This window comes from Lysobacter sp. Root604 (genome assembly GCF_001427505.1).
In the GTDB taxonomy this organism is placed as follows: Bacteria; Pseudomonadota; Gammaproteobacteria; order Xanthomonadales; family Xanthomonadaceae; genus Lysobacter.
The window spans coordinates 1,078,704-1,098,201 of record NZ_LMGS01000001.1 but is presented as its reverse complement, the minus strand read 5'-3'; the positions used below and the strand labels follow the sequence as shown (position 1 = coordinate 1,098,201).

19 protein-coding genes and 1 pseudogene are annotated in these 19,498 nt (G+C 69.0%); 5 read left to right on the top strand and 15 right to left on the bottom strand.

Annotated features, from left to right (window positions below; all coding sequences use genetic code 11):
- Positions 1-231 precede the first annotated feature (231 nt).
- The 6 genes from bamB to ndk all read right to left on the bottom strand — a co-directional run bounded on the left by bamB (position 232) and on the right by ndk (position 5,576).
- Positions 232-1,452, bottom strand: coding sequence for an outer membrane protein assembly factor BamB (gene bamB, locus ASD69_RS05115; RefSeq protein WP_056176591.1), 1,221 nt, complete (start codon positions 1,450-1,452; stop codon positions 232-234).
- A gap of 14 nt (positions 1,453-1,466) precedes the next feature.
- The gene (locus ASD69_RS05110; protein WP_056174655.1) at positions 1,467-2,096 is read right to left on the bottom strand and encodes a tetratricopeptide repeat protein; all 630 of its coding nucleotides are present in this window, start codon (positions 2,094-2,096) and stop codon (positions 1,467-1,469) included.
- A 114-nt stretch (positions 2,097-2,210) separates the two neighbouring features.
- Complete coding sequence (locus ASD69_RS05105; RefSeq protein WP_157489328.1) at positions 2,211-3,026, bottom strand: RodZ domain-containing protein; 816 nt, start codon at positions 3,024-3,026, stop codon at positions 2,211-2,213.
- A complete protein-coding gene (pilW, locus tag ASD69_RS05100; protein ID WP_056174651.1) occupies positions 3,026-3,871 on the bottom strand; it encodes a type IV pilus biogenesis/stability protein PilW in 846 nt (281 codons plus the stop codon). The genes ASD69_RS05105 and pilW overlap by 1 nt, the downstream gene beginning before the upstream one ends.
- Positions 3,861-5,042, bottom strand: a complete 1,182-nt coding sequence (rlmN, locus tag ASD69_RS05095) for a 23S rRNA (adenine(2503)-C(2))-methyltransferase RlmN (RefSeq protein WP_056176589.1) — start codon at positions 5,040-5,042, stop codon at positions 3,861-3,863. Before rlmN ends, pilW begins: the two co-directional genes overlap by 11 nt.
- A gap of 108 nt (positions 5,043-5,150) precedes the next feature.
- Positions 5,151-5,576, bottom strand: a complete 426-nt coding sequence (ndk, locus tag ASD69_RS05090; RefSeq protein WP_055906769.1) for a nucleoside-diphosphate kinase — start codon at positions 5,574-5,576, stop codon at positions 5,151-5,153.
- 218 nt (positions 5,577-5,794) lie between these two features.
- On the opposite strand from ndk, the gene ASD69_RS05085 reads away from it, so the two are divergent.
- The 3 genes from ASD69_RS05085 to ASD69_RS05075 all read left to right on the top strand — a co-directional run bounded on the left by ASD69_RS05085 (position 5,795) and on the right by ASD69_RS05075 (position 10,214).
- Positions 5,795-6,415, top strand: a complete 621-nt coding sequence (locus tag ASD69_RS05085; protein ID WP_056174648.1) for a TetR family transcriptional regulator — start codon at positions 5,795-5,797, stop codon at positions 6,413-6,415.
- A 117-nt stretch (positions 6,416-6,532) separates the two neighbouring features.
- Entirely contained in the window at positions 6,533-8,908 is a 2,376-nt protein-coding gene (locus ASD69_RS05080) for a 3-hydroxyacyl-CoA dehydrogenase/enoyl-CoA hydratase family protein (protein ID WP_056174646.1), read from the top strand.
- 100 nt (positions 8,909-9,008) lie between these two features.
- A complete protein-coding gene (locus tag ASD69_RS05075; RefSeq protein WP_056174645.1) occupies positions 9,009-10,214 on the top strand; it encodes an acetyl-CoA C-acyltransferase in 1,206 nt (401 codons plus the stop codon).
- A gap of 172 nt (positions 10,215-10,386) precedes the next feature.
- Here the strand turns inward: ASD69_RS05075 and ASD69_RS05070 are convergent, their stop codons facing one another.
- The 3 genes from ASD69_RS05070 to ASD69_RS05060 all read right to left on the bottom strand — a co-directional run bounded on the left by ASD69_RS05070 (position 10,387) and on the right by ASD69_RS05060 (position 12,534).
- Positions 10,387-10,674: a hypothetical protein gene (locus ASD69_RS05070; RefSeq protein WP_056174642.1), complete on the bottom strand. Its 288-nt coding sequence runs from the start codon at positions 10,672-10,674 to the stop codon at positions 10,387-10,389.
- A 214-nt stretch (positions 10,675-10,888) separates the two neighbouring features.
- A complete protein-coding gene (locus ASD69_RS05065) occupies positions 10,889-11,248 on the bottom strand; it encodes a tRNA-binding protein (protein WP_082576271.1) in 360 nt (119 codons plus the stop codon).
- Positions 11,245-12,534 carry an FAD-binding oxidoreductase gene (locus ASD69_RS05060; protein ID WP_056174640.1) on the bottom strand — a complete coding sequence of 430 codons (1,290 nt, stop codon included), beginning with the start codon at positions 12,532-12,534 and terminating at the stop codon, positions 11,245-11,247. Before ASD69_RS05060 ends, ASD69_RS05065 begins: the two co-directional genes overlap by 4 nt.
- Before the next feature lie 71 nt (positions 12,535-12,605).
- Between ASD69_RS05060 and ASD69_RS05055 the strand changes: the two genes are divergently transcribed.
- Both ASD69_RS05055 and ASD69_RS05050 read left to right on the top strand, forming a co-directional pair.
- Positions 12,606-13,046 (top strand): hypothetical protein, encoded by a 441-nt coding sequence (locus ASD69_RS05055; protein ID WP_056174638.1) that lies wholly within the window; start codon positions 12,606-12,608, stop codon positions 13,044-13,046.
- A gap of 128 nt (positions 13,047-13,174) precedes the next feature.
- Positions 13,175-13,477 (top strand): annotated as a pseudogene (locus tag ASD69_RS05050) (DUF1232 domain-containing protein); the annotation flags it as partial.
- Positions 13,478-13,703: 226 nt separating this feature from the next.
- Here ASD69_RS05050 and galU read toward each other — a convergent pair.
- From galU to ASD69_RS05020, 6 genes are all read right to left on the bottom strand, one after another.
- On the bottom strand, positions 13,704-14,603 hold the full coding sequence (gene galU, locus ASD69_RS05045) for a UTP--glucose-1-phosphate uridylyltransferase GalU (protein WP_056174635.1): 900 nt from the start codon (positions 14,601-14,603) through the stop codon (positions 13,704-13,706).
- A complete protein-coding gene (locus ASD69_RS05040; RefSeq protein ID WP_056174633.1) occupies positions 14,603-16,516 on the bottom strand; it encodes a nucleoside-diphosphate sugar epimerase/dehydratase in 1,914 nt (637 codons plus the stop codon). Before ASD69_RS05040 ends, galU begins: the two co-directional genes overlap by 1 nt.
- Positions 16,517-16,525: 9 nt before the next feature.
- The gene (locus ASD69_RS05035; RefSeq protein WP_056174631.1) at positions 16,526-17,512 is read right to left on the bottom strand and encodes a hypothetical protein; all 987 of its coding nucleotides are present in this window, start codon (positions 17,510-17,512) and stop codon (positions 16,526-16,528) included.
- A gap of 4 nt (positions 17,513-17,516) precedes the next feature.
- Complete coding sequence (lapB, locus tag ASD69_RS05030) at positions 17,517-18,692, bottom strand: lipopolysaccharide assembly protein LapB (protein ID WP_056174625.1); 1,176 nt, start codon at positions 18,690-18,692, stop codon at positions 17,517-17,519.
- Between the two features lie 3 nt (positions 18,693-18,695).
- Complete coding sequence (locus ASD69_RS05025) at positions 18,696-18,950, bottom strand: LapA family protein (protein ID WP_056174623.1); 255 nt, start codon at positions 18,948-18,950, stop codon at positions 18,696-18,698.
- Positions 18,951-19,142: 192 nt separating this feature from the next.
- Positions 19,143-19,445, bottom strand: coding sequence for an integration host factor subunit beta (locus ASD69_RS05020; protein WP_055906732.1), 303 nt, complete (start codon positions 19,443-19,445; stop codon positions 19,143-19,145).
- Positions 19,446-19,498: the final 53 nt, after the last annotated feature.

Here is a 19,498-nt window from a genome sequence, read left to right as displayed (position 1 = left end):
GGGGCTCGCGGCCGGATTTCCGAAGGGCATAGCGGTACATAGTGCCAGAGCGGCCGCCCCGGCGTTTTGCCGCGCTGGTAAAGGGCGCGCTTAAAGGCCACAAACGAACGGCCCGGAGCGGCATACGCCGACCGGGCCCTACCTGACGGTGGGTCGAGCCGGACGACGCAAACCGCGCCGCTTCGGGATCCGCTCTTGCGAATCCCTACTCCCGAATCCCGAATCCCGGCTTTACTGCAGCTTGAACGCGGTCAGCTCGCCTTCGACGTTCTGCACCACCAGGACGCCGTCGGAGACCACCGGCGCGGCGCGCAGGGCCTTGCCGCCGACGCGCTGACGCGCGGCGAACTCGCCGTTGTCGAGCTTCAGCCAATGCACGTAGCCGTCGAAGTCGCCGACCACGGCGTAATCGCCCTGGATCGCGGCGCCGGTGACGTTGCGACGGGCCAGGCCGGCCTGCTGCCACATCGCGCTGCCGCCGGCCTTGTCCAGGCCGAACACGGTGCCGGTGGGATCGGTGACGACCAGACGGTCGGCGCTGACGCCGATCCGGCCGGCGCCGCCGTGCTCGCTGTTCCACATCGGGCGGCCGCTGGGGCCGTCGATCGCCAGGGTCTGCTTCTTGAAGCTGCTCGCGTACAGCGTGCTGCCTTCCAGCACCGGAGTGCCGTCGATGTCGGCCATGCGGTCCAGCTCGGTGCGGCCTTCCGGCTGCGACACGGCCTGCTCCCACATCGGGCGGCCGTCGGTGGCCGACAGCGCGACCACGGTGCCGTCGTCGTTGCCGACGAAGACGAAGCCCGGGCCCAGCACCGGCGCGTCGTTGCCGCGCAGCGACAGCATCGGCACGTCGCGGGTCCAGAACCAGCGGCGCTCGCCGCTGGCGGCGTCGAACGCGCTCAGGCGGCCGTCGTTGGAACGCACGAACACCAGGCCCATGCCGACGGCGGGCGCGGCGATGACTTCGTTGCCGACCTTGGCGCGCCACTTCTCGGCGCCGCTGGCGGCGTCCAGTGCGATCACGTCGCCTTCCAGGCTGCCGACCACGACCAGGCCTTCGCCCACGCCGGGGCCGCCGGAGAGGCGGATGTCCTTGTCCTTCTTCTTGGCGTCCTCGCCCTGACGCATCGGCAGGTAATCCCAGATCGACTTGCCGGTCTGCAGGTCGAAGGCGTGCACGCCGCCCTCGATCGCGGCGGCGTAGACGCGGCCGTCGGCGATGGCCGGGCCCTGGCGCACGCCCATGCGGTCCTCGCCCTTGCCGGCATGCGTCGACCACAGCTTGGCGACGTTGGCGGTCGGGGTGATGTCGGTCAGTTCGACCGGCTCGTTGGGCTTGCCGTCGTCCTTCTTGCTACCGCCGAACCAGCCCTTGACGGTGGAGCAGCCGGCCAGCGCGAAAGCGCACATCAGGACGGCGGAAACGCGGACTACGGTGCGGCTGGGGGGCATGGCTGCAACCTTCATCAAGACTTGGCCTCGGGCTTGACCGGGGAACCGCCGGCTTCGGTGAGCTTGAGTTCGAGCAGGCGGCGCTGCGGCGAGGCCACGTCCAGCTTGGTCATCGCCTGCGTATACGCTTCCTGCGCCTTGGCGCGCTGGCCCAGGGCCAGTTGCGCGTCGCCGCGCACCGCGATGGCGGTGGGCGTGGTCGCGTTGGCCAGCAGCTTGAGCGCGGCGTCGGCCTGCTTGGCGTCGATCAACAGACGCGCCAGGCGCAGATTGACGATCTCGGCGATGGCCGGCTCGTCGCTCTGGATCGAGCGCAGGGTCGCGATCGCGGCGTCGCGCTGGTTGGCGACCACCTGCGACTGCGCCAGGCGCAGCGCGGCGAGCGTGTGATAGGTGTTCTGGCCCAGCGCCTTGACCTTGGCTTCGGCGCCCTTGTCCTTGGCCTCGATCGCGTCGAGCGCGGCCTGATACTGGTTGGCGATTTGCGCCTGCTGCTGGACCTGATGGTTCTCCCACCACTTCCAGCCGCCGATCGCGGCCAGACCCAGGGCGATGCCGCCGATCAGTCCGGCGCCGTTGCGGCGCAGCCACTCCAGTACGCGTTCGCTTTGTTCGTGTTCGTCAGCCAGATCGTCGATCGCCATCGTTCATCTCGCTCCGCCGACCGGCTGGAGCCCAAAGGAATATGACCGGCCCGCAGTGCGGGCCAGTGAGGGACATGCCGGATTACCGGGGCATGCGCAGACCCGCGTCGCGGGTCAGTCGGAGACCGGCGCGAGGGAACCGTCAGAGGATAGCGTAAAGCGCGCGACGTTCGCGCGGCTGAACGGCGCCAGATCGACGGGTTGGCCCGCCTGCTGCACTTCGACCGCGGACGAGTTGCCCAGCACCACGCGCGCGACTTCGCCGGCGGCGTAGCTGCGGCGTTCGCCGGCACCGAGCAGGCCCTGTTCCAGGGTGCTGCCGTCGGTCGCGTAGACCTGCACCCAGCTGTCGCCGGTGAAGTTCAGCGACAAGGCGGTCTGCGCTTGCGCCGCCGGCGCGGCCGGCAGCGGCGCCATCGAGGCGATCAGCGGGGTGCGCTGGGCCGCGGCGGCGGGTTCGGTGGAGGGCGTGGCGCCGGCGCTCAGCGCGCTGGCCGGCACGTCCAGCGACTGCACGGCCAGGTTGCTGTCCAGGTGCGGACGCGTGGCCAGCCAGACCGGCACCGCGATCGCGGCGGTCAGCACGATGTAGATCGCGCGGCGGGTGGCCTGTTCGAACACGCGGCGGTAGCGCGGCGTGTGGGTGTGGCTGACCAGCTGCGACGGCGCCAGTTGGGCGACGGCGACACGGTCGAGTTCGGGTTCCAGATCGACCCCGAGCAGGCGCGCATAGCTGCGCAGTTGGCCGCGCACGAACACCGGCGCGCCGATGCGCGACAGGTCGTCCTCTTCCAGCGCCTGCACCACGCGGGTCGGCATCTTGAGGCGCGCGGACACGTCCGCGTGCGACAGACCGGCCCGTTCGCGGGCGAGTTTCAGGCGCGCGCCACAGCTACCCCCGCCGTCAGGCGCGACTTCGTTAGAAAGCATCATCGCTTACCGTCATCCCCTGTCCCGGAGCCCTGCGCGTCAGGGAACTCCGCCCGTAGACGCTGAACGTATCTTGCGGCGGCAGCCGTGTCGCCGAGTTTTTGTTCGATTTGTGACGCAAGCACCAGCGCGTCCGGATCCGCCGGGGCGGCAGCCAGCCTGCGTTCAGAAAAAGCCCGGGCCTCGAAGGCATTGCCCTGCTGCAGCTCGATCCGCGCCAGGCCGCCCAGGGCCAGCGCGTTGTTGGCGTCCAGCGCCAGCGCGGTGCGCAGGTCGCGCTCGGCGCGCTGGGTCTGGCCGGCGGTGGCGGCGCAGCTGCCGGCATTGGCCAGCGCCGCGGTCGGGGTGGCGTAGGCGCTGTCGGCCAGGGCGCGGTCGAACCAGCTCAGCGATTCGGCGGCGTGGCCGCTGGCGCACAGCCAGGCGCCGTAGTTGTTGAGGAAAGCGCCGCGCTCGGGCGCGAGATCGACCGCCTTCTTGTAGTGCTGCCCTGCCCCGGCCATGTCGCCACGGCGTTCGGCGACCGCGCCCAGGATGGTGATGGCGTCGACCGAGCGCGGGTCGGCCTTGAGCGCGGTGCGGGCGTCGCGCTCGGCGCCGTCGAGGTCGCCGTTGCGCAGCGCGGCCTGGGCCAGTTGCACCCGGGTGCGCGCCGAGGAAGCGTCCTTGGTGCGCTTGTCGTCGCGCACCGCGTAGTCGGGCCCGGTGTGCTCGTACTTGGCCTTATCGAAGTTCGGCCGCACGAAGGTCAGGCGCTTGCAGCCGGACAGCGAGATCGCGGCGAGCGCGATCAGCGCCGCCAACAGCGGCCACTTGACCCACAGCCGACGTCCTTCAAGCCGCATCGCCCAGCCCTTGAGATTCGAGTTTCTTGCGGAATTCGGCCTGGCGCCGGGTCCGGTCCATGACCTGGCCCTTGAGCTGGCCGCAGGCCGCGTCGATGTCGTCGCCGCGGGTGCGGCGCACCGGCGCGATCATGCCGGCGTCGTTGAGCAGCTTCTGGAAGCTGCGGATCGCGGCGTCGTCCGGGCGCTCGAAGCGCGTGCCCGGGAACGGATTGAACGGGATCAGGTTGACCTTGGCGGCGTCCTTCATCTGCACCGCGTTGTCGAACTGACGCAGCAGACGCAGCAGCTGACGCGCGTGCTGGGGCTGGTCGTTGACGCCCTTCATCAGGGTGTACTCGAAGGTCACCGAGGTGCCGCGCTTGCGCAGCGCGTAACGCACGCAGGCTTCCATCAACTGCGCGATCGGGTACTTCTTGTTGAGCGGGACCAGTTCGCTGCGCAACTCGTCGTTGGCCGCGTGCAGCGAGACCGCCAGCGAGACGTCGCTGACTTCGCCGAGCTTGTCGATCATCGGCACCATGCCGGCGGTGGACAGGGTCACGCGCTTGTTGGCCAGGCCGTAGCCCAGGTCGTCGCGCATGATGCTCATGGCGCGCACGACGTTGTCGAAATTCGCCAGCGGCTCGCCCATGCCCATCATCACCACGTTGGTGAGCTTGCGCTGCTGATGCGGGACGTTGCCCAGATGGCGCGCCGCCACCCAGACCTGGCCGATGATCTCGGCGGTCGACAGGTTGCGGTTGAAGCCCTGGGTGGCGGTGGAGCAGAACTGGCAGTTCAGGGCGCAGCCGACCTGCGAGGACACGCACAGGGTGCCGCGGCCTTTGTCGGGGATGAACACCGTTTCGATCGCGTTCTTGGGGTCCATGCCCAGCAGCCACTTGTGGGTGCCGTCGGTCGAGGCCTTGTCGAACACGACTTGCGGCACGCGCACCTGCGCATGCTGCTCGAGCTTGGCGCGCAGCGCCTTGCCCAGGTCGGTCATGTCGTTGAAATCGGTGACGTAGCGGTGATGGATCCACTTCATCACCTGGTGCGCGCGGAAGCGCTTCTCGCCCAGGGTCTGCTCGAAGAAGTCTTCCAGCGACACGCGGTCGAGATCGAACAGATTGGTCTTGCTCGGATCGACGGCGACGTAGCCGGGCGTGGCCGGCTGCGCCGCCGCGATCGCGACGTCGTTGGCGAGGGCTTGCGCGCTCACGGGCGTTGCCGCCGCCGGCGCGTCGCCGGCGTGCGGAAGATCGTTCGTGTTGGCGCGCAGCTCGGTCACGGCGATTTAGCGCGCGTAGACGTCGGTGGCCGGGAAGAAGTACGCGATCTCGATCGCGGCGTTCTCCAGGCTGTCCGAGCCGTGCACGGCATTGGCATCGATGCTGTCGGCGAAGTCGGCGCGGATCGTGCCCGGCGCGGCGTCCTTCGGATTGGTCGCGCCCATCAGGTCGCGGTGCTTGAGCACGGCGTTCTCGCCCTGCAGCGCCTGGATCACCACCGGGCCGCTGATCATGAATTCGACTAGGGCGGCGAAGAACGGACGCTCGCGGTGCACGGCGTAGAAACCTTCGGCTTCCTGCTTGGAGAGGTGCTTCATCTTGGAGGCGACGACCTTCAGGCCCGCCTTCTCGAAGCGCGTGTAGATCTCACCGATGACGTTCTTGGCGACGGCGTCGGGCTTGATGATGGACAGGGTGCGCTCCAGCGCCATGGAAATTCTCCGGGTAGGCGGGCCGCTGCTGCTTCCTTGCGAGGGCCCGAGAATAACAGAAAACCCGCGACAGGACGCGGGTTTAGCCAATATGGCTACGGTAATTCTACCGGATCGGTCAGGCGATTTGCACGGTTGTGCTGAAAATCCGTTGACGATCCGGCCGGGGCGGGACTAGGATCAAACAAGCGTTTGATTCAGCCCAGCCCCGGAGCCCCATGGCCGCCACCGCGCATTTCTCCACCAAGGACCGCATTCTCGGCGCCGCCGAGGAACTGTTCGCCCAGTTCGGCTTCACCGGCACTTCGTTGCGCCAGGTGACCAGCCGCGCGGACGTCAACATCGCGGCGGTCAACTACCACTTCGGCAGCAAGGAAAACCTGGTCAACGAGGTGTTCCGCCGACGCATGGACGACATGAGCCGGCAGCGCCTGAGCGCCCTGCAGGAGGCCGTGCAGCAGCATCCGGGCGAGCTGGATCCGATCCTGGCCGCGTTCGTGGAACCGGCCCTGGCCCTGGCCCAGGACCGCCACGGCGGCGCCGCCTTCGTGCGCGTGGTCGCCCGCGCCTATGCCGAGAAGAACGACAGCCTGCGCAAGTTCCTGTCCGACCATTACGGCCACGTGCTGCGCGAATTCGCCAAGGCGATCGCGGCCGCGGTGCCGGGCCTGAGCAAGGAAGAGCTGTACTGGCGCCTGGACTTCCTGGCCGGCGCCCTGACCTATGCCATGGCCGATTTCGGCCTGATCAAGCGTCCCGCCGGTGTCACCGAGGCGGCGCATCGTGAACGCGCGGGCCGCGAACTGATCCGCTTCGCCGCCGCCGGCTTCAAGAGCTGAGCGCCGCGCCCAGCCGCTTTTTTCCTGTCGCGTCCGGGCGACCCCATCGGGGCCCTCGCCTCCGTTTCCGCCCGGACGCTGCAACATAAATGCAATCAATCCAAGGAGTTGCAGACGATGTCTAATAAATTGCTTGTCCGCCGTGCCGCGGTCCTGGGCGCCGGCGTCATGGGCGCGCAGATCGCCGCGCACCTGACCAACGCGGGCGTCGACACGGTGCTGTTCGACCTGCCGGCCAAGGAGGGCGACCCCAACGGCATCGTCGCCAAGGCGATCGCGAACCTGGGCAAGCTCAGCCCCGCCCCGCTCGCCGCCAAGGGCCTGGCCGAGCGCATCAGCGCGGCCAACTACGAAACCGGCCTGGAACAGCTGCGCGACTGCGACCTGATCATCGAGGCCATCGCCGAGCGCATGGACTGGAAACAGGACCTGTACAAGAAGATCGCGCCGTTCGTGGCCGCGCACACCGTGCTGGCCTCCAATACCTCCGGCCTGGGCATCAACAAGCTGGCCGAAGTCCTGCCCGAGGAACTGCGCCACCGCTTTCTGGGCGTGCACTTCTTCAACCCGCCGCGCTACATGCACCTGGCCGAGCTGATCCCGGCCCGCGGCACCGACGCCAGCGTGCTCGAGGGCCTGGAAACCTTCCTCACCACCACCCTGGGCAAGGGCGTGGTGATCGCCAAGGACACCCCGAACTTCATCGGCAACCGCATCGGCGTGTTCTCGATGCTGGCCGCGATGCACCACACCGAGCAGTTCGGCCTGGGCTTCGACACCGTCGACGCCCTGACCGGTCCGGCGATCGGGCGCCCGAAGTCGGCGACCTACCGCACCGCCGACGTGGTCGGCCTGGACACCATGGCCCATGTCATCAAGACCATGGCCGACACCCTGCCCGATGACCCCTGGCACTCGTACTTCAAGGCGCCCAAGTGGCTGGCCGCGCTGATCGAAAAGGGCGCGCTGGGCCAGAAGACCGGCGCTGGCGTGTACACCAAGCGCGGCAAGGACATCCTGGTGCTCGACCTCAAGGCGCAGGACTACCGCGTCTCGGCCGGCGAGCTCGATGCCGACGTCGCCGCCCTGCTCAAGGAGCGCGACCCGGCCAAGAAGTTCGCCGCCCTGCGCGCCAGCGGCCATCCGCAGGCGCAGTTCCTGTGGGCGGTGTTCCGCGACAGCTTCCACTACAGCGCCTTCCATCTGGAATCGATCGCCGACACCGCGCGCGACGTCGACTTCGCGATGCGCTGGGGTTACGGCTGGTCGCTGGGCCCGTTCGAGACCTGGCAGGCCGCGGGCTGGAAGCAGGTCGCCGACTGGATCGCCGAGGACATCGTGGCCGGCAAGGCGATGGCGCCCGCGCCGCTGCCGAACTGGGTGTTCGATGGCCGCGACGGCGTGCACGCTGCCGACGGCAGCTACAGCCCGGGCCGCAACGCCAAGGTCGCGCGCTCGTCCAACCCGGTCTACGCGCGCCAGCGCTTCCCCGACGCCCTGCTCGGCGAGAAGTTCTCGCAGGGCCAGACCGTGTTCGAGAACGACGGCATCCGCCTGTGGGCCGACGACGGCGACGACATCGCGGTGATCAGCTTCAAGACCAAGATGCACACGGTCAACGACCACGTGCTCAACGGCATCCAGGAAGCGATCGGCATCGCCGAAAAGAAGTTCAAGGGCGTGGTGATCTGGCAGCCCAAGGAGCCGTTCTCGGCCGGCGCCGACCTGTCCGGCGCGCTCGGCCTGCTGCAGGCCGGCGACCTCAAGGGCTTCGAGGCCATGGTCGCCAACTTCCAGGCCACCAGTCAGCGCATCAAGTACGCGCTGGTGCCGGTGGTGGCGGCGGTGCGCGGCCTGGCCCTGGGCGGCGGCTGCGAGTTCCAGATGCACGCGGCCAAGAGCGTGTTCGCGCTGGAAAGCTACATCGGCCTGGTCGAGGCCGGCGTTGGCCTGCTGCCGGCCGGCGGCGGCCTGAAGGAGTTCGCGGTGCGCGCCTCCGACGCGGCCGGCCCGGGCGGCGATGTGTTCGCCCAGCTCAAGACCGCGTTCGAATCCGTGGCCATGGCCAAGGTCTCCACCTCGGCCTTCGAGGCGCGCGAGCTCAAGCTGGCGCGCGACGGCGACGCGGTGGTGTTCAACGCCTTCGAACTGCTGCACGTGGCCAAGGCCCAGGCCCGCGCCCTGGCCGAGAGCGGCTATCGCCCGCCCCTGCCCGGCCGCCGCGTCCAGGTCGCCGGCGACGTCGGCATCGCGACCTTCAAGATGCTGCTGGTCAACATGCTGGAAGGCCGCTTCATCTCGCCGCACGACTACGAGATCGCCACCCGCATCGCCACCGTGATCTGCGGCGGCGAAGTCGACCGCGGCGCGCTGGTCGACGAGGAATGGCTGCTCAAGCTCGAGCGCGAACACTTCGTCGCCCTGGCGCAGATGCCCAAGACGCAGGAGCGCATCGCGCACATGCTCAAGACCGGTAAGCCGCTGAGGAACTGAGATTGGTGATTCGAGATTCGGGATTCGCAAAAGCGGTTCCCGAATCGCCGTTCCTAACTAATCCCGAATCCCTAATCCCGAATCCCTCTTTCGGAGAAAGATCATGAAGCAAGTTCAAGACGCCTACATCGTCGCCGCCACCCGCACCCCGGTCGGCAAGGCCCCGCGCGGCGTATTCCGCAACACCCGTCCCGACGACATGCTCGCCCACGTGTTGAAGTCGGTGGTGGCGCAGGCCCCGGGCATCGACCTCAACCGCATCGACGACGCCATCATCGGCTGCGCCATGCCCGAGGGCGAGCAAGGCATGAACGTGGCGCGCATCGGCGTGCTGCTGGCCGGCCTGCCCAACACCATCGCCGCGCAGACCATCAACCGCTTCTGCTCCTCCGGCCTGCAGGCCGTGGCCCTGGCCGCCAACGAGATCCGCCTGGGCAACTCCGACCTGGTCCTGGCCGGAGGCACCGAGTCGATGTCGATGGTGCCGATGATGGGCAACAAGGTCGCGTTGAGCCCCAGCGTGTTCAAGGACGACCACGTCGCCATCGCCTACGGCATGGGCATCACCGCCGAGAAGGTCGCCGAGGAATGGAAGATCTCGCGCGAGGACCAGGACGCGTTCGCGCTGGCCTCGCACCGCAAGGCGATCGCCGCGCAGCAGGCCGGCGAGTTCGCCGCCGAGATCAGCCCCTACGAGGTGCTGTCGCACCAGCCCGATCTGAGCGGCAACACGATCAAGCTGCGCAAGAGCCTGATCGAGCTGGACGAGGGCCCGCGCGCCGACGCTTCGCTGGAAGCGCTGGCCAAGCTCAAGCCGGTGTTCCGCAACGGCCAGTTCGGCGGCACGGTCACCGCCGGCACCGCTTCGCAGATGAGCGACGGCGCGGCCGCGGTGCTGCTGGCTTCCGGCCAGGCAGTCAAGGACTACGGCCTGACCCCGCTCGCGCGTTTCGTCAGCTTCTCGGTCGCCGGCGTGCGCCCGGAAGTGATGGGCATCGGCCCGATCGCGGCGATTCCCAAGGCGCTCAAGCAGGCTGGCCTGACCCAGGACCAGATCGACTGGATCGAGCTCAACGAAGCCTTCGCCGCGCAGGCGCTGGCGGTGATCCGCGACAGCGGCCTGGATCCGTCCAAGGTCAACCCGCTGGGCGGCGCGATCGCGCTGGGCCATCCGCTGGGCGCGACCGGTGCGATCCGCACCGCGACCATCGTCCACGGCCTGCGCCGTCGTCAGCAGAAGTACGGCCTGGTGACCATGTGCATCGGCACCGGCATGGGCGCGGCGGGCGTGTTCGAGGCGCTCTGAGTTCGGCCATCGAGCGAAGGCCTCGGCCTTCGCATCGAATCATCGGGGCGGCTACGGTCGCCCCGATGCGTTTACGGCCCACAAAAAAAGCGAGGGCAGCCGGAACTGCCCTCGCCTCGCACCACGCTGGGCGCGCGACGCCCGGCCCACGGTAGCCGGCGTCGTGCGCGCACTACTTCGGGCAGGCGGTGAACTTGCCCTGGGCGTCGCGGCAACGCTTGCTGGCGGCCTGCTTGTCGCAGGACACGAACTTGCCCTGGGGATCGCGGCAGTGGTTCGCCGCGGTCGCTTTGGCCGGCGCCGGTTTGGCCGCGGCCGCCATCGGTTGGACGGCGGCACGCGCGGGCGCGGGCTTTGCGGCGGGCGCCGGATGCATGGCCGCTGCGGGTTGCGCGGCGCCGGCGGCCAGGCTCAGCGACAGCAAGGCGGCGGCGATCGGTAGCAGGGATTTACGGAACATGACGGCCTCTCCCGAAGACGCGACCGGTGCGATCGCGTTCGCAGGCTAGGCGGTTGCGGGCTACGGCAGTCTGGGCGCGGGATTAACGATGTTTAATGCGCGGTGAGTCCCGTGCAGGAGCGGCGCGAGCCACGACCGCGAAGCTTGCTTGCGTCGTCGCTTCGATGGCGCGGTCGCGGCTCGGGCCGCTCCTACCCCAATGCTAGCGAGAGGCTCAGGCCAGGCGCGTTCCGTTCGGCACCGGCCGTTCGATCGCGGTGACCACCACGCCTTCGTCGGTGGGGAAGCCGGTGAGCAGGAATTCGGAACGGAACGGGCCGACCTGCTTGGGCGGGAAATTGATCACGCCGACGATCTGGCGCCCGACCAGTTCCTCGGCCGTGTACAGCTGTTTCACCTGCGCGCTGGTCTTGCGCACGCCGTGCGGTCCGAAGTCCACCCACAGTTTCCAGGCCGGCTTGCGCGCTTCCGGGAACGCCTCGACCCGCAGCACCGTGCCCGCGCACAGCATCACCCGCTCGAACTCGCTCCAGCTCAGATCGCCGCCGGCGACCGTGGTTTCGTTTTCGCTCACGCGCGCCTGCCCTCGTTCCAATCCTTCCAATGATCCTTGAACTGGGCCCAGCTGTAACTCAGCTGCGCGCCCAGCAATCCCGCCGGCTTCAGCGCCGAGACCAGGCCGTAATGGGCGAACTCGCGCCAGCGCGGATCGCCGTGCGCGATCGCCGCGGCCAGCACTTCGCCCGCGTAGGTGGTCGGCGCCACGCCGTGGCCGCCGAAGGCTTGGGCCAGCCACAGGCCGTCCTCGACCTGGCCGATCTGCGGCATCTGGTGGCGCGCATAGCTCATCAGGCCGGACCAGGCCTGCTCGATGCGCACGCCCTCCAATTGCGGGAACACCTTGAGCAAGTCGCGCCGCAGCAGGCGCTCCACCGCCGCCGGCGAGCGGTCCAGCACCGAGATGCGCCCGCCCCAGAGCAGCCGCGTGTCCGGCAGCGGCCGGTAGTAGTCGAACGCGAAACGGGTGTCGTAGACCGCCGCGCGCGTGCGCAGAGCCTCGTCCAGGCGCGCGCCCAGGGGCTCGGTGACCATGACGTAGGTCGCGATCGGCATCACGCCCGCGTCCACGCGCGCGCTCAGGCCGGCCAGGTAGCCGCCGCAGGCCAGCACGACCTGGCGCGCGGCGATCTCGCCTTGCGGCGTGGTCACCCGCCAATGAGCGCCCTCGCGGCGCAGCGCGGTCGCCGGCGTGCGCTCGTGCACGGCGACGCCGGCGCGCTCGGCCAGTGCGGCCAACCCGTGCGCGTACTTGAGCGGGTGGAAATGGAAGGCCTGCGGTTCGAACAGGCCGTCGTGGTAGCGCGGGCTGCGTACCAGGTCGCGCAGTTCGTCCTGCGCCAGCCAGCGCCACTCGGCGCCGTAGCGCTCGGCCAGCAGACGTTGGCGCGAACGCAGGACCTCGGGATCGCGGAACCAGTTGGCCCAGATCACGCCGGCCTGGACCGCGTCGCAGTCCAGGCCGTGGCGATGGATGCGCGTGCGAATCAGCTCGACCGCCTCGGTGGTGCCCGCATAGAGGGCGCGCGCGCGTTCGGGGCCCAGTTCGCGCAGCAGCGCGTCCTCGCCGCGCGAATAACCGCCGAACACGAAACCGCCGTTGCGACCCGAGGCGCCGTGACCCAGGCCCTGGGCCTCGATCAGGGCGACGCCGGCGACGCCGCGCTCGGCCAGGCCCAGCGCGGTGTTGAGCCCGGCGAAGCCGCCGCCGATCACGCACACCGAGGCCTCGCGGCGGCCCTGCAGCGCCGGGCGTTCGGGCGTCGGCGGCAAGGTGGCGCGGTAGTAGCTGGGGACGGTCATGGGCGGTCTGGAATGCGGCGGTCGGGTTTGTTGAAATGCGCGGGAACGCTCGGATTCACAGGAACGCGATAGTGCGCGAAGCGGACATCCACCCGGCTGACCTAGCCTATCGCAGGCGCAGCCTGCTGATCATCGCCGCGATCGTGGTGTTGGCCTTGTTCGGCTTGTGGCAACTCGACGGCTGGCTGAGCGGGCTCGCGACCCAGCTGGCCCAGGACGACGACCCGCAGCGCACCCGGCGCTGGCTGCGCGGCCTGCTGGTCGCGCTGGCGCTGTTGCCGGTGGTCCCGCTGTCGCTGTTGGCGCGCAGCTTGCGGCGTCTGGCCGCGGCGGCCCAGGCCGAGCGGCGCTTCCCACCACGCGACTGGCGCACCCTGCGCGACGTGCGCGTGCTGCGCGGCGTGGTCGCGCAGCGCTGGATCGTGCGGGTGCGGCGCATGGCCGCGGCGGCGAGCGTGCTGGCCGTCCTGTGCGCGGCCCTGGCGATGGCGATGCTCTGGTATTACCGGTGAACGGTAAGCGCAGGAAACGGTTGCCCTGACTGGCCTTCGCATACATCGTGATGCGTGCCCGCAGCCCAAGCGCCATAGAGGTCGAAGACGTGCAGTGGATCGATGCATTGCGGCAACGCGCTCGCGAACTCAAGCGCGAGATCCATGCGCTCTATCTCGCGGCGCGGCACCCGCGCACGCCGTGGTACGCCAAGCTGCTGGTCGCGGCGATCGTGGCCTATGCGCTCAGCCCCATCGACCTGATTCCGGACTTCATCCCGGTCCTGGGCTATCTGGACGACCTGCTCCTGCTTCCGCTAGGGATCGCCTGGGCGATCCGCATGATTCCAGCGACCGTCATGATCGAGTGCCGCGCGCGTGCCGCGCAGGCCGGCGATCCCGAGGGCGGTTTGGCAGGCCGCGTCGCGGCCGCTGTGATCGTGACGCTCTGGATCGGGTTCGCCGCGCTATGCGCGTTGCTGGCCTATCGGGCGCATCGCGGCACGCCTTGATCGAGCCGCCACCGCCGTGCGCGCGTTGCGCGGGCCGATGGCGATGGCGACGTTCTGGCGCTGCGGGTGAGGGGCAGGAACGAGTAAGTAGTAGCGAGTAAGTAGTAACGAGTGAGACAGCTGCGCGCCTCTACTCGTTGCTCGTTACTTCACACTGGCTACTGCCTCACTCCAGATCCGCCACGCCCAGTTCCGCCAAGGCGTTCTGCATCAGCTGGCGCGCCGAGTCGCTGAGCACTTCGTGGTCCAGAGCGAAACGGATCGTGGCTTCGATCAGGCCCAGGTGGGTGCCGCAGTCGAAACGCGTGCCCTGGAAGCGGTAAGCGTTAACGGCCTCCTCGGTGAGCATCGCCGCGATCGCGTCGGTGAGCTGGATCTCGCCGCCGGCGCCAGGCGTGGTGTTCTCCAGCAGGGAGAAGATGCGCGGGTTGAGCACGTAGCGGCCGACCACGGCCAGGTTGCTGGGCGCGACGTCCGGCGAGGGCTTCTCGACGATGGCGCGGATACGGCCCTGGCGCGCGGCGAAACCGTCGGTGGCGACGATGCCGTAACTGCCGGTCTGCTCGCGCGGCACGTCCTGCACCGCGATCACGCTGGCGCCGGAGATTTCGGCCGCGTCGGCCATCTGCTTGAGCGCGCCCGGGCCGCGGTTCCAGATCAGGTCGTCCGGCAGCACCACCGCGAACGGCTCGTCGCCGACCACGGGCTTGGCGCACAGCACCGCATGGCCCAGGCCCAGCGCCTCGGCCTGCGTCACGAACACCGCCCGCACGCCCGGAGGCAGCACGTTGCGCACCAGTTCCAGTTGCTCGAGCTTGCCGCTGCGTTCGAGCTTCTGTTCCAGCTCGTAGGCCTTGTCGAAGTAGTCGGCGACCGCGTGCTTGTAGCGGTTGGTGACGAAGATCAGGGTGTCGCAGCCGGCTTCGATGGCTTCGTCGACGGCGTACTGGATCAGGGGCCGATCGACGATCGGCAGCATTTCCTTGGGGACGGTCTTGGTCGCGGGCAGGAACCGGGTCCCCAGCCCAGCGACCGGGAATACGGCTTTGCGGATGCGAGCGGCCATCAAACCTTCCTGGCGTTGCGTGTGGGGAACGCCACCACGGTGGCGGATTCGACATAGTCGGGATGCTCGCCGACCGGCGCGAATTCGGGCACCGCCATGCGCAGCAGCTGGTTGAGCAATTCGCGGTCGTAGCGCGCCGAGGCCTCGCGCAGCTGTGCGATGGCCGACTCGATCGCGTGGGCGGACACCTCGCGCGGCTCGGCCTGCAGGATCTTGGGGTGCTGGGTCGGGCGGTAGCGCTCGTCGGCGTGGAACAAGGTTTCGTGCAGCTTCTCGCCCGGACGCAGGCCGGTGTAGATGATCGCGACGTCGCGGCCCGGCTGCTTGCCGGCCAGACGGATCATCTGCTCGGCCAACAGGCGGATCGGCACCGGCTCGCCCATATCGAGGGTATAGATCGCCTCGTGCGTGCCGATCGCCGAGGCCTGCAGGATCAGCTGGCAGGCTTCCGGGATGGTCATGAAGAAGCGCGTGACCTCCGGATCGGTGACCGTGACCGGGCCGCCGCTGCGGATCTGTTCGCGGAACAACGGCACCACGCTGCCGGCCGAGTCGAGCACGTTGCCGAAGCGCACGGTCACGAAGCGGGTCGAGCGCTGGTCGGCCAGCGATTGGCAGGTCATCTCGGCCAGGCGCTTGGTCGCGCCGAGCACGTTGACCGGATCGACCGCCTTGTCGGTGGAGATCAGCACGAAGGTGCCGACGCCGGCCTCGCGGCAGGCCTTGGCCACGGTCGCGGTGGCGAGCACGTTGTTTCGCACCGCCTCGCGCAGTTGCGCTTCCAGCAGCGGCACCTGCTTGTAGGCGGCGGCGTGGAAGACCGCGTCGGGTTCGGACTGGCCCAGCGCGAACGCGATCACCGCCGGATCGCCGCAGTCGCCGAGGATGGGGATGTATTCCAGATCGGGGAAGTCGCGGCGCAGCGCGGCCTCGGTCTGGGTCAGGGCGAGTTCGTCGATCTCGATCAAGGCGATCCGGCGTGCGCCGTGGCGCGCGCACTGGCGGCACAGCTCCGAGCCGATCGAACCGCCGGCGCCGGTGACCAGCACCGAACGCGCGCCCAGCCAGCTGCGGATCGCCTTCCAATCCGGCAGTACCGGCTTGCGGCCGAGCAGGTCCTCGATCGCGACCTCTTTCAACTCGCCCGGCAGCGAACGCCCTTCCAGCACGTCCTGCAGGCGCGGCACCATCCGGAACGGCAGCCCGGTGCGCTCGCAGGCGATCACCACCCGTTGCAGCGCGTTGGCGTCGGCCGACGGCATCGCGATCACCAGCAGCTTGGCCGCGGTCTCGCGCGCGATCTCCGCCACTTCGGGCACGCGCCCCAGCACCGGCACGCCCTGGACCTTGCTGCCACGCAGGCGCGCGGCGTCGTCGAGGAAGCCGACGGGTTCGTAGGTGCCGAAGCGGCGCAGGTCGCGCACCAGCGCTTCGCCGGCACGGCCGGCGCCGAGGATCAGGATGCGCACCGAGGCGGTGTCGGCGCGTTCGACGCGGCTGTCCTTCCAGGCGCGGTACAGCAGGCGCGGCGCGCCCAGCATGCCCACCAGCACCACCGGATACAGCACCAGCACCGTGCGCGGCATCGTGGTGTCGAGGCGGTTATAGAGGAACAGCACCAGCACGATCGCGAACAGACCGAGCATGCAGGCCTTGAAGATGTTCCAAAGGTCGGGCACGCCGGCGAAGCGCCACAGGCCGCGGTACAGACCGACCTGCCAGAACACCAGGCCCTGGGCCACCATCACCAGCGCGATCTCGGACGACCACAGCGGCAGCGGAACCGGGGCGGGGATGATGCCGAAGCGCAAACGGTACAGGGCCTGCCAGACCAACCACACCATCGCGAGATCGTGCGCGACTACCGCCATGCGCGGCAGTGCACCTTTAAGACGATCGCGCCATGAGCTCATTCCATGCCCCTATACCTTGCCGGGAGAATTCAACGCCGGCTCGGAGCCGGCGCGTTGTAACCACCACCACAAAAAAGCGCCGGACATATACCACGCCGCAACCGTACACAACATGAAAGCCATTCTCGTTTGCAGCAGGACTGGGAGCGCCAGCACAGCGACGAGGGTGTGCATGGCGTAGGCGATGGTGACTTTGGTGTGCCCTACCCTCCTGGCCCAAACCTGATATGCATGCTGAGAATGCGCCGTCCACCACGCTTCCCGACGCAGCATGCGGCGCAACAGTGTCAAGCCCGCGTCGATAAGGAACGCCGACAGCGGCATCAGGACGACCGCTGATCGGCTGCCCAGCACGGTCGCGGCCAGGACCATGAGCCCGGCCAGGGCATAGCCGAGCGCTCCGCTGCCCACATCGCCCATGAAAATCCGGGCCTTGGGGAAGTTGAAGGGCAGGAAACCGAGGCAGGCCGCGGCCAGGGCCAGACCCAGCCACAGCCCCGGCGCTCCGGCCAGCCAACCCAGCGCCACGGCGATCAGGGCGGCCTGGCTGGCGGCCAGGCCGTTGATGCCGTCCATGAAGTTGCAAACGTTGGTCAGCGCCAGCGCGGCCACGAACGCGCCCAGGGCCAGCCAGGGCGCGTCCAGCACGTGCCAGACCGCGTAGGCCAGCACCGCCGCGGCCACGGCGTGCACCGCCAGCCGCAGCGAGGCCGACAGCGGGCGGTGGTCGTCGATCAGGCCGACCCCGGCCACCAGGGCCAGGCCCAGGCCGAACGCGGCCAGCAAGGGCGCCTGCGCGGGCAGGCGCACGGCCAGGGCCAGGGTCGCGACCAGCAGGGCGATCACCAGCGCGATGCCGCCGCCGCGCGGAGTCGCCACGGCGTGGCTGCGGCGCTCGCCGGGCTGGTCGATCAGTTCGTTGCGCAGCGCGTACCAACGCGCCAGCCAGGTGCCGACCGCTCCGATCAGCAGGTGGATGAGCAGCCAACTCGCCATGGGATCAGACCACCGCGTAGTTCAGCAGCGGCTTGACCGTTCCCCATTCCTTGCAGCTGGGGCATTGCCAATGGTGGCTGCGCGCGCCGAAGCCGCAGCGGTTGCAGCGATAGCTGGGGTTGCGCACCAGCAACTGGTCGGTGATGTGCTTGAGATCGTGCAGGGTCGCCAGCGGATCGGCGCCCTCGGCCAGGGTCAGGTCGATCAGGGCGGCCTCGCCGCGCACCGAGGGCCGGTCCTTGAGCTGGCGCGCCAGATAGCTGCGCGCGGCCGGCACGCCGTCCTCGGCCTCGACCATGCGGGTCAGGGCCAGCACCGGCGCGATGCCGCGGTAGTGCTCGCACATCTCGGCCAGGAACGCGCGCGCACCGGTCGGGTCGCCGTCGCGTTCGTAGCAGCTCAGCAGCGCGGGCAGCACTTCGGGCAGGTAGTCGGGATCGGCGCGGGCGACGCGCTCGAACGCGCGGATGGCGGCGGCGTCGTTGCCGGCCTCGACCTCGATCCGGCCCTCGAGCATGCCGGCGCGCACCGAGTTCGCGTCGGCATCGAAGGCGCGCTTGACCGAACCGCGCGCGGCCTCGACGTCGCCGGCGGCGCGATGGCGATCGGCCAGTTCGCACTCGAACTGCGCGATCAGCTTGCCCATGGGCTCGCCGGTGGCGGCCTCGTAGCGGCGCGCGTTCTCGATCGCCTTGTCCCAATCGCGTTCGGACTGGTAGATGCCGATCAGGTGGCGCAGCGCCAGCGGCGCCATGTCCAAGGCGACCAGGTCGCTGAATACGGTCTCGGCGCGGTCGAGCAGGCCCGAGCGCATGTAGTCCTCGCCCAAGGCCAGCAACGCCTGGACCTTCTGCTGATCGCTCAGGCCGGGGCGCTGCACCAGCGCCTGGTGCAGGCGGATCGCGCGATCGACTTCGCCGCGGCGGCGGAACAGATGGCCCAGCGCGACCTGGGTCTCGAAGGTGTCCTTATCGAGCTCGGCGATGTGCAGGAAGATCTCGATGGCCTTGTCGGGCTGCTCGTTGAGCAGGTAGTTCAGGCCGCGGAAGTAGGTGGTCGACAGGTGGCTGACCTGGTTGTCGCTGTGGCGTTCGCCGCCACGACGGCCGATCACCCAGCCGCTGACGGCCGCGATCGGCAGCAGCAGAAAGAACCAGAACCACTCGCTGATGAATTCCATGCGTCAGGCCTCGCGCGGGGCGGCGGCGGCGCGCTCGGCGCGGGCCAGGCGGCGACGCAGCGGCAGCACCAGGCTGGCCGTGATCGCCAGGCCGCCGGCGAGCACGCCGATCAGCAGCGACACGATCAGGGCCACGCCCAGAGTGGTCGGAAAGGTGCCGAAGCCCAAGTCGATGGGCACGATCTGCCGATTGAGCGCGCCGACGGTGGCGCCGGCCGCGAGGCAGACGAAGGCGATGAGGAAACGGATCAGGCGCATGGGGGATGGGTCCAACGTCCGCGATGTCGCTCTAGCTTAAGGCCAGAAACGAGTGCAGAGGAACGAGGAACTAGAGAAAAGCCGGTGCCGGCCATGCCAGCGGCCAGAATAGCGAAACGACAAAGCGCGGTGACGAGCTCACGGCAACGCCGCCCTACTCGCTCCTCACTGCTCTAAGCTCGTTCCTAGCCCTTAGGCTTCGTCATCCAGCGGCGCCACGCCGCTGACGCGTTCGCGCAGTTCCTTGCCGGGCTTGAAATGCGGGACGTGCTTGCCGGGCAATGCCACCGACTCGCCGGTCTTGGGGTTGCGACCCAGGCGCGGCGGACGGAAGTGCAAGGAGAAGCTGCCGAAGCCGCGGATCTCGATGCGTTCGCCCACCGACAGCGCGCCGCCCATCATTTCGAGCAAGGCCTTCACCGCCAGATCCACGTCGTCGCCCTTCAGGTGGGCCTGACGCTGCGAAAGGATCTCGATGAGTTCGGACTTGGTCATGGGCGCTGCGCAAGCTCTAGTACTGGGATGTCGGGACGGTGCCGATACGACGG

What these genes read in the sequence shown, in the direction of transcription:
- ASD69_RS05085 (WP_056174648.1), top strand. Translation starts at nt 5,795, where the DNA reads ATGGCCGCCACCGCGCATTTCTCCACCAAGGACCGCATTCTCGGCGCC.
- ASD69_RS05070 (WP_056174642.1), bottom strand. Translation starts at nt 10,674, where the DNA reads ATGTTCCGTAAATCCCTGCTACCGATCGCCGCCGCCTTGCTGTCGCTG.
- ASD69_RS05080 (WP_056174646.1), top strand. Translation starts at nt 6,533, where the DNA reads ATGTCTAATAAATTGCTTGTCCGCCGTGCCGCGGTCCTGGGCGCCGGC.
- ASD69_RS05020 (WP_055906732.1), bottom strand. Translation starts at nt 19,445, where the DNA reads ATGACCAAGTCCGAACTCATCGAGATCCTTTCGCAGCGTCAGGCCCAC.
- bamB (WP_056176591.1), bottom strand. Translation starts at nt 1,452, where the DNA reads ATGCCCCCCAGCCGCACCGTAGTCCGCGTTTCCGCCGTCCTGATGTGC.
- ndk (WP_055906769.1), bottom strand. Translation starts at nt 5,576, where the DNA reads ATGGCGCTGGAGCGCACCCTGTCCATCATCAAGCCCGACGCCGTCGCC.
- lapB (WP_056174625.1), bottom strand. Translation starts at nt 18,692, where the DNA reads ATGGAATTCATCAGCGAGTGGTTCTGGTTCTTTCTGCTGCTGCCGATC.
- pilW (WP_056174651.1), bottom strand. Translation starts at nt 3,871, where the DNA reads ATGCGGCTTGAAGGACGTCGGCTGTGGGTCAAGTGGCCGCTGTTGGCG.
- ASD69_RS05035 (WP_056174631.1), bottom strand. Translation starts at nt 17,512, where the DNA reads ATGGCGAGTTGGCTGCTCATCCACCTGCTGATCGGAGCGGTCGGCACC.
- ASD69_RS05110 (WP_056174655.1), bottom strand. Translation starts at nt 2,096, where the DNA reads ATGGCGATCGACGATCTGGCTGACGAACACGAACAAAGCGAACGCGTA.
- ASD69_RS05040 (WP_056174633.1), bottom strand. Translation starts at nt 16,516, where the DNA reads ATGAGCTCATGGCGCGATCGTCTTAAAGGTGCACTGCCGCGCATGGCG.
- ASD69_RS05105 (WP_157489328.1), bottom strand. Translation starts at nt 3,026, where the DNA reads ATGCTTTCTAACGAAGTCGCGCCTGACGGCGGGGGTAGCTGTGGCGCG.
- ASD69_RS05025 (WP_056174623.1), bottom strand. Translation starts at nt 18,950, where the DNA reads ATGCGCCTGATCCGTTTCCTCATCGCCTTCGTCTGCCTCGCGGCCGGC.
- ASD69_RS05060 (WP_056174640.1), bottom strand. Translation starts at nt 12,534, where the DNA reads ATGACCGTCCCCAGCTACTACCGCGCCACCTTGCCGCCGACGCCCGAA.
- galU (WP_056174635.1), bottom strand. Translation starts at nt 14,603, where the DNA reads ATGGCCGCTCGCATCCGCAAAGCCGTATTCCCGGTCGCTGGGCTGGGG.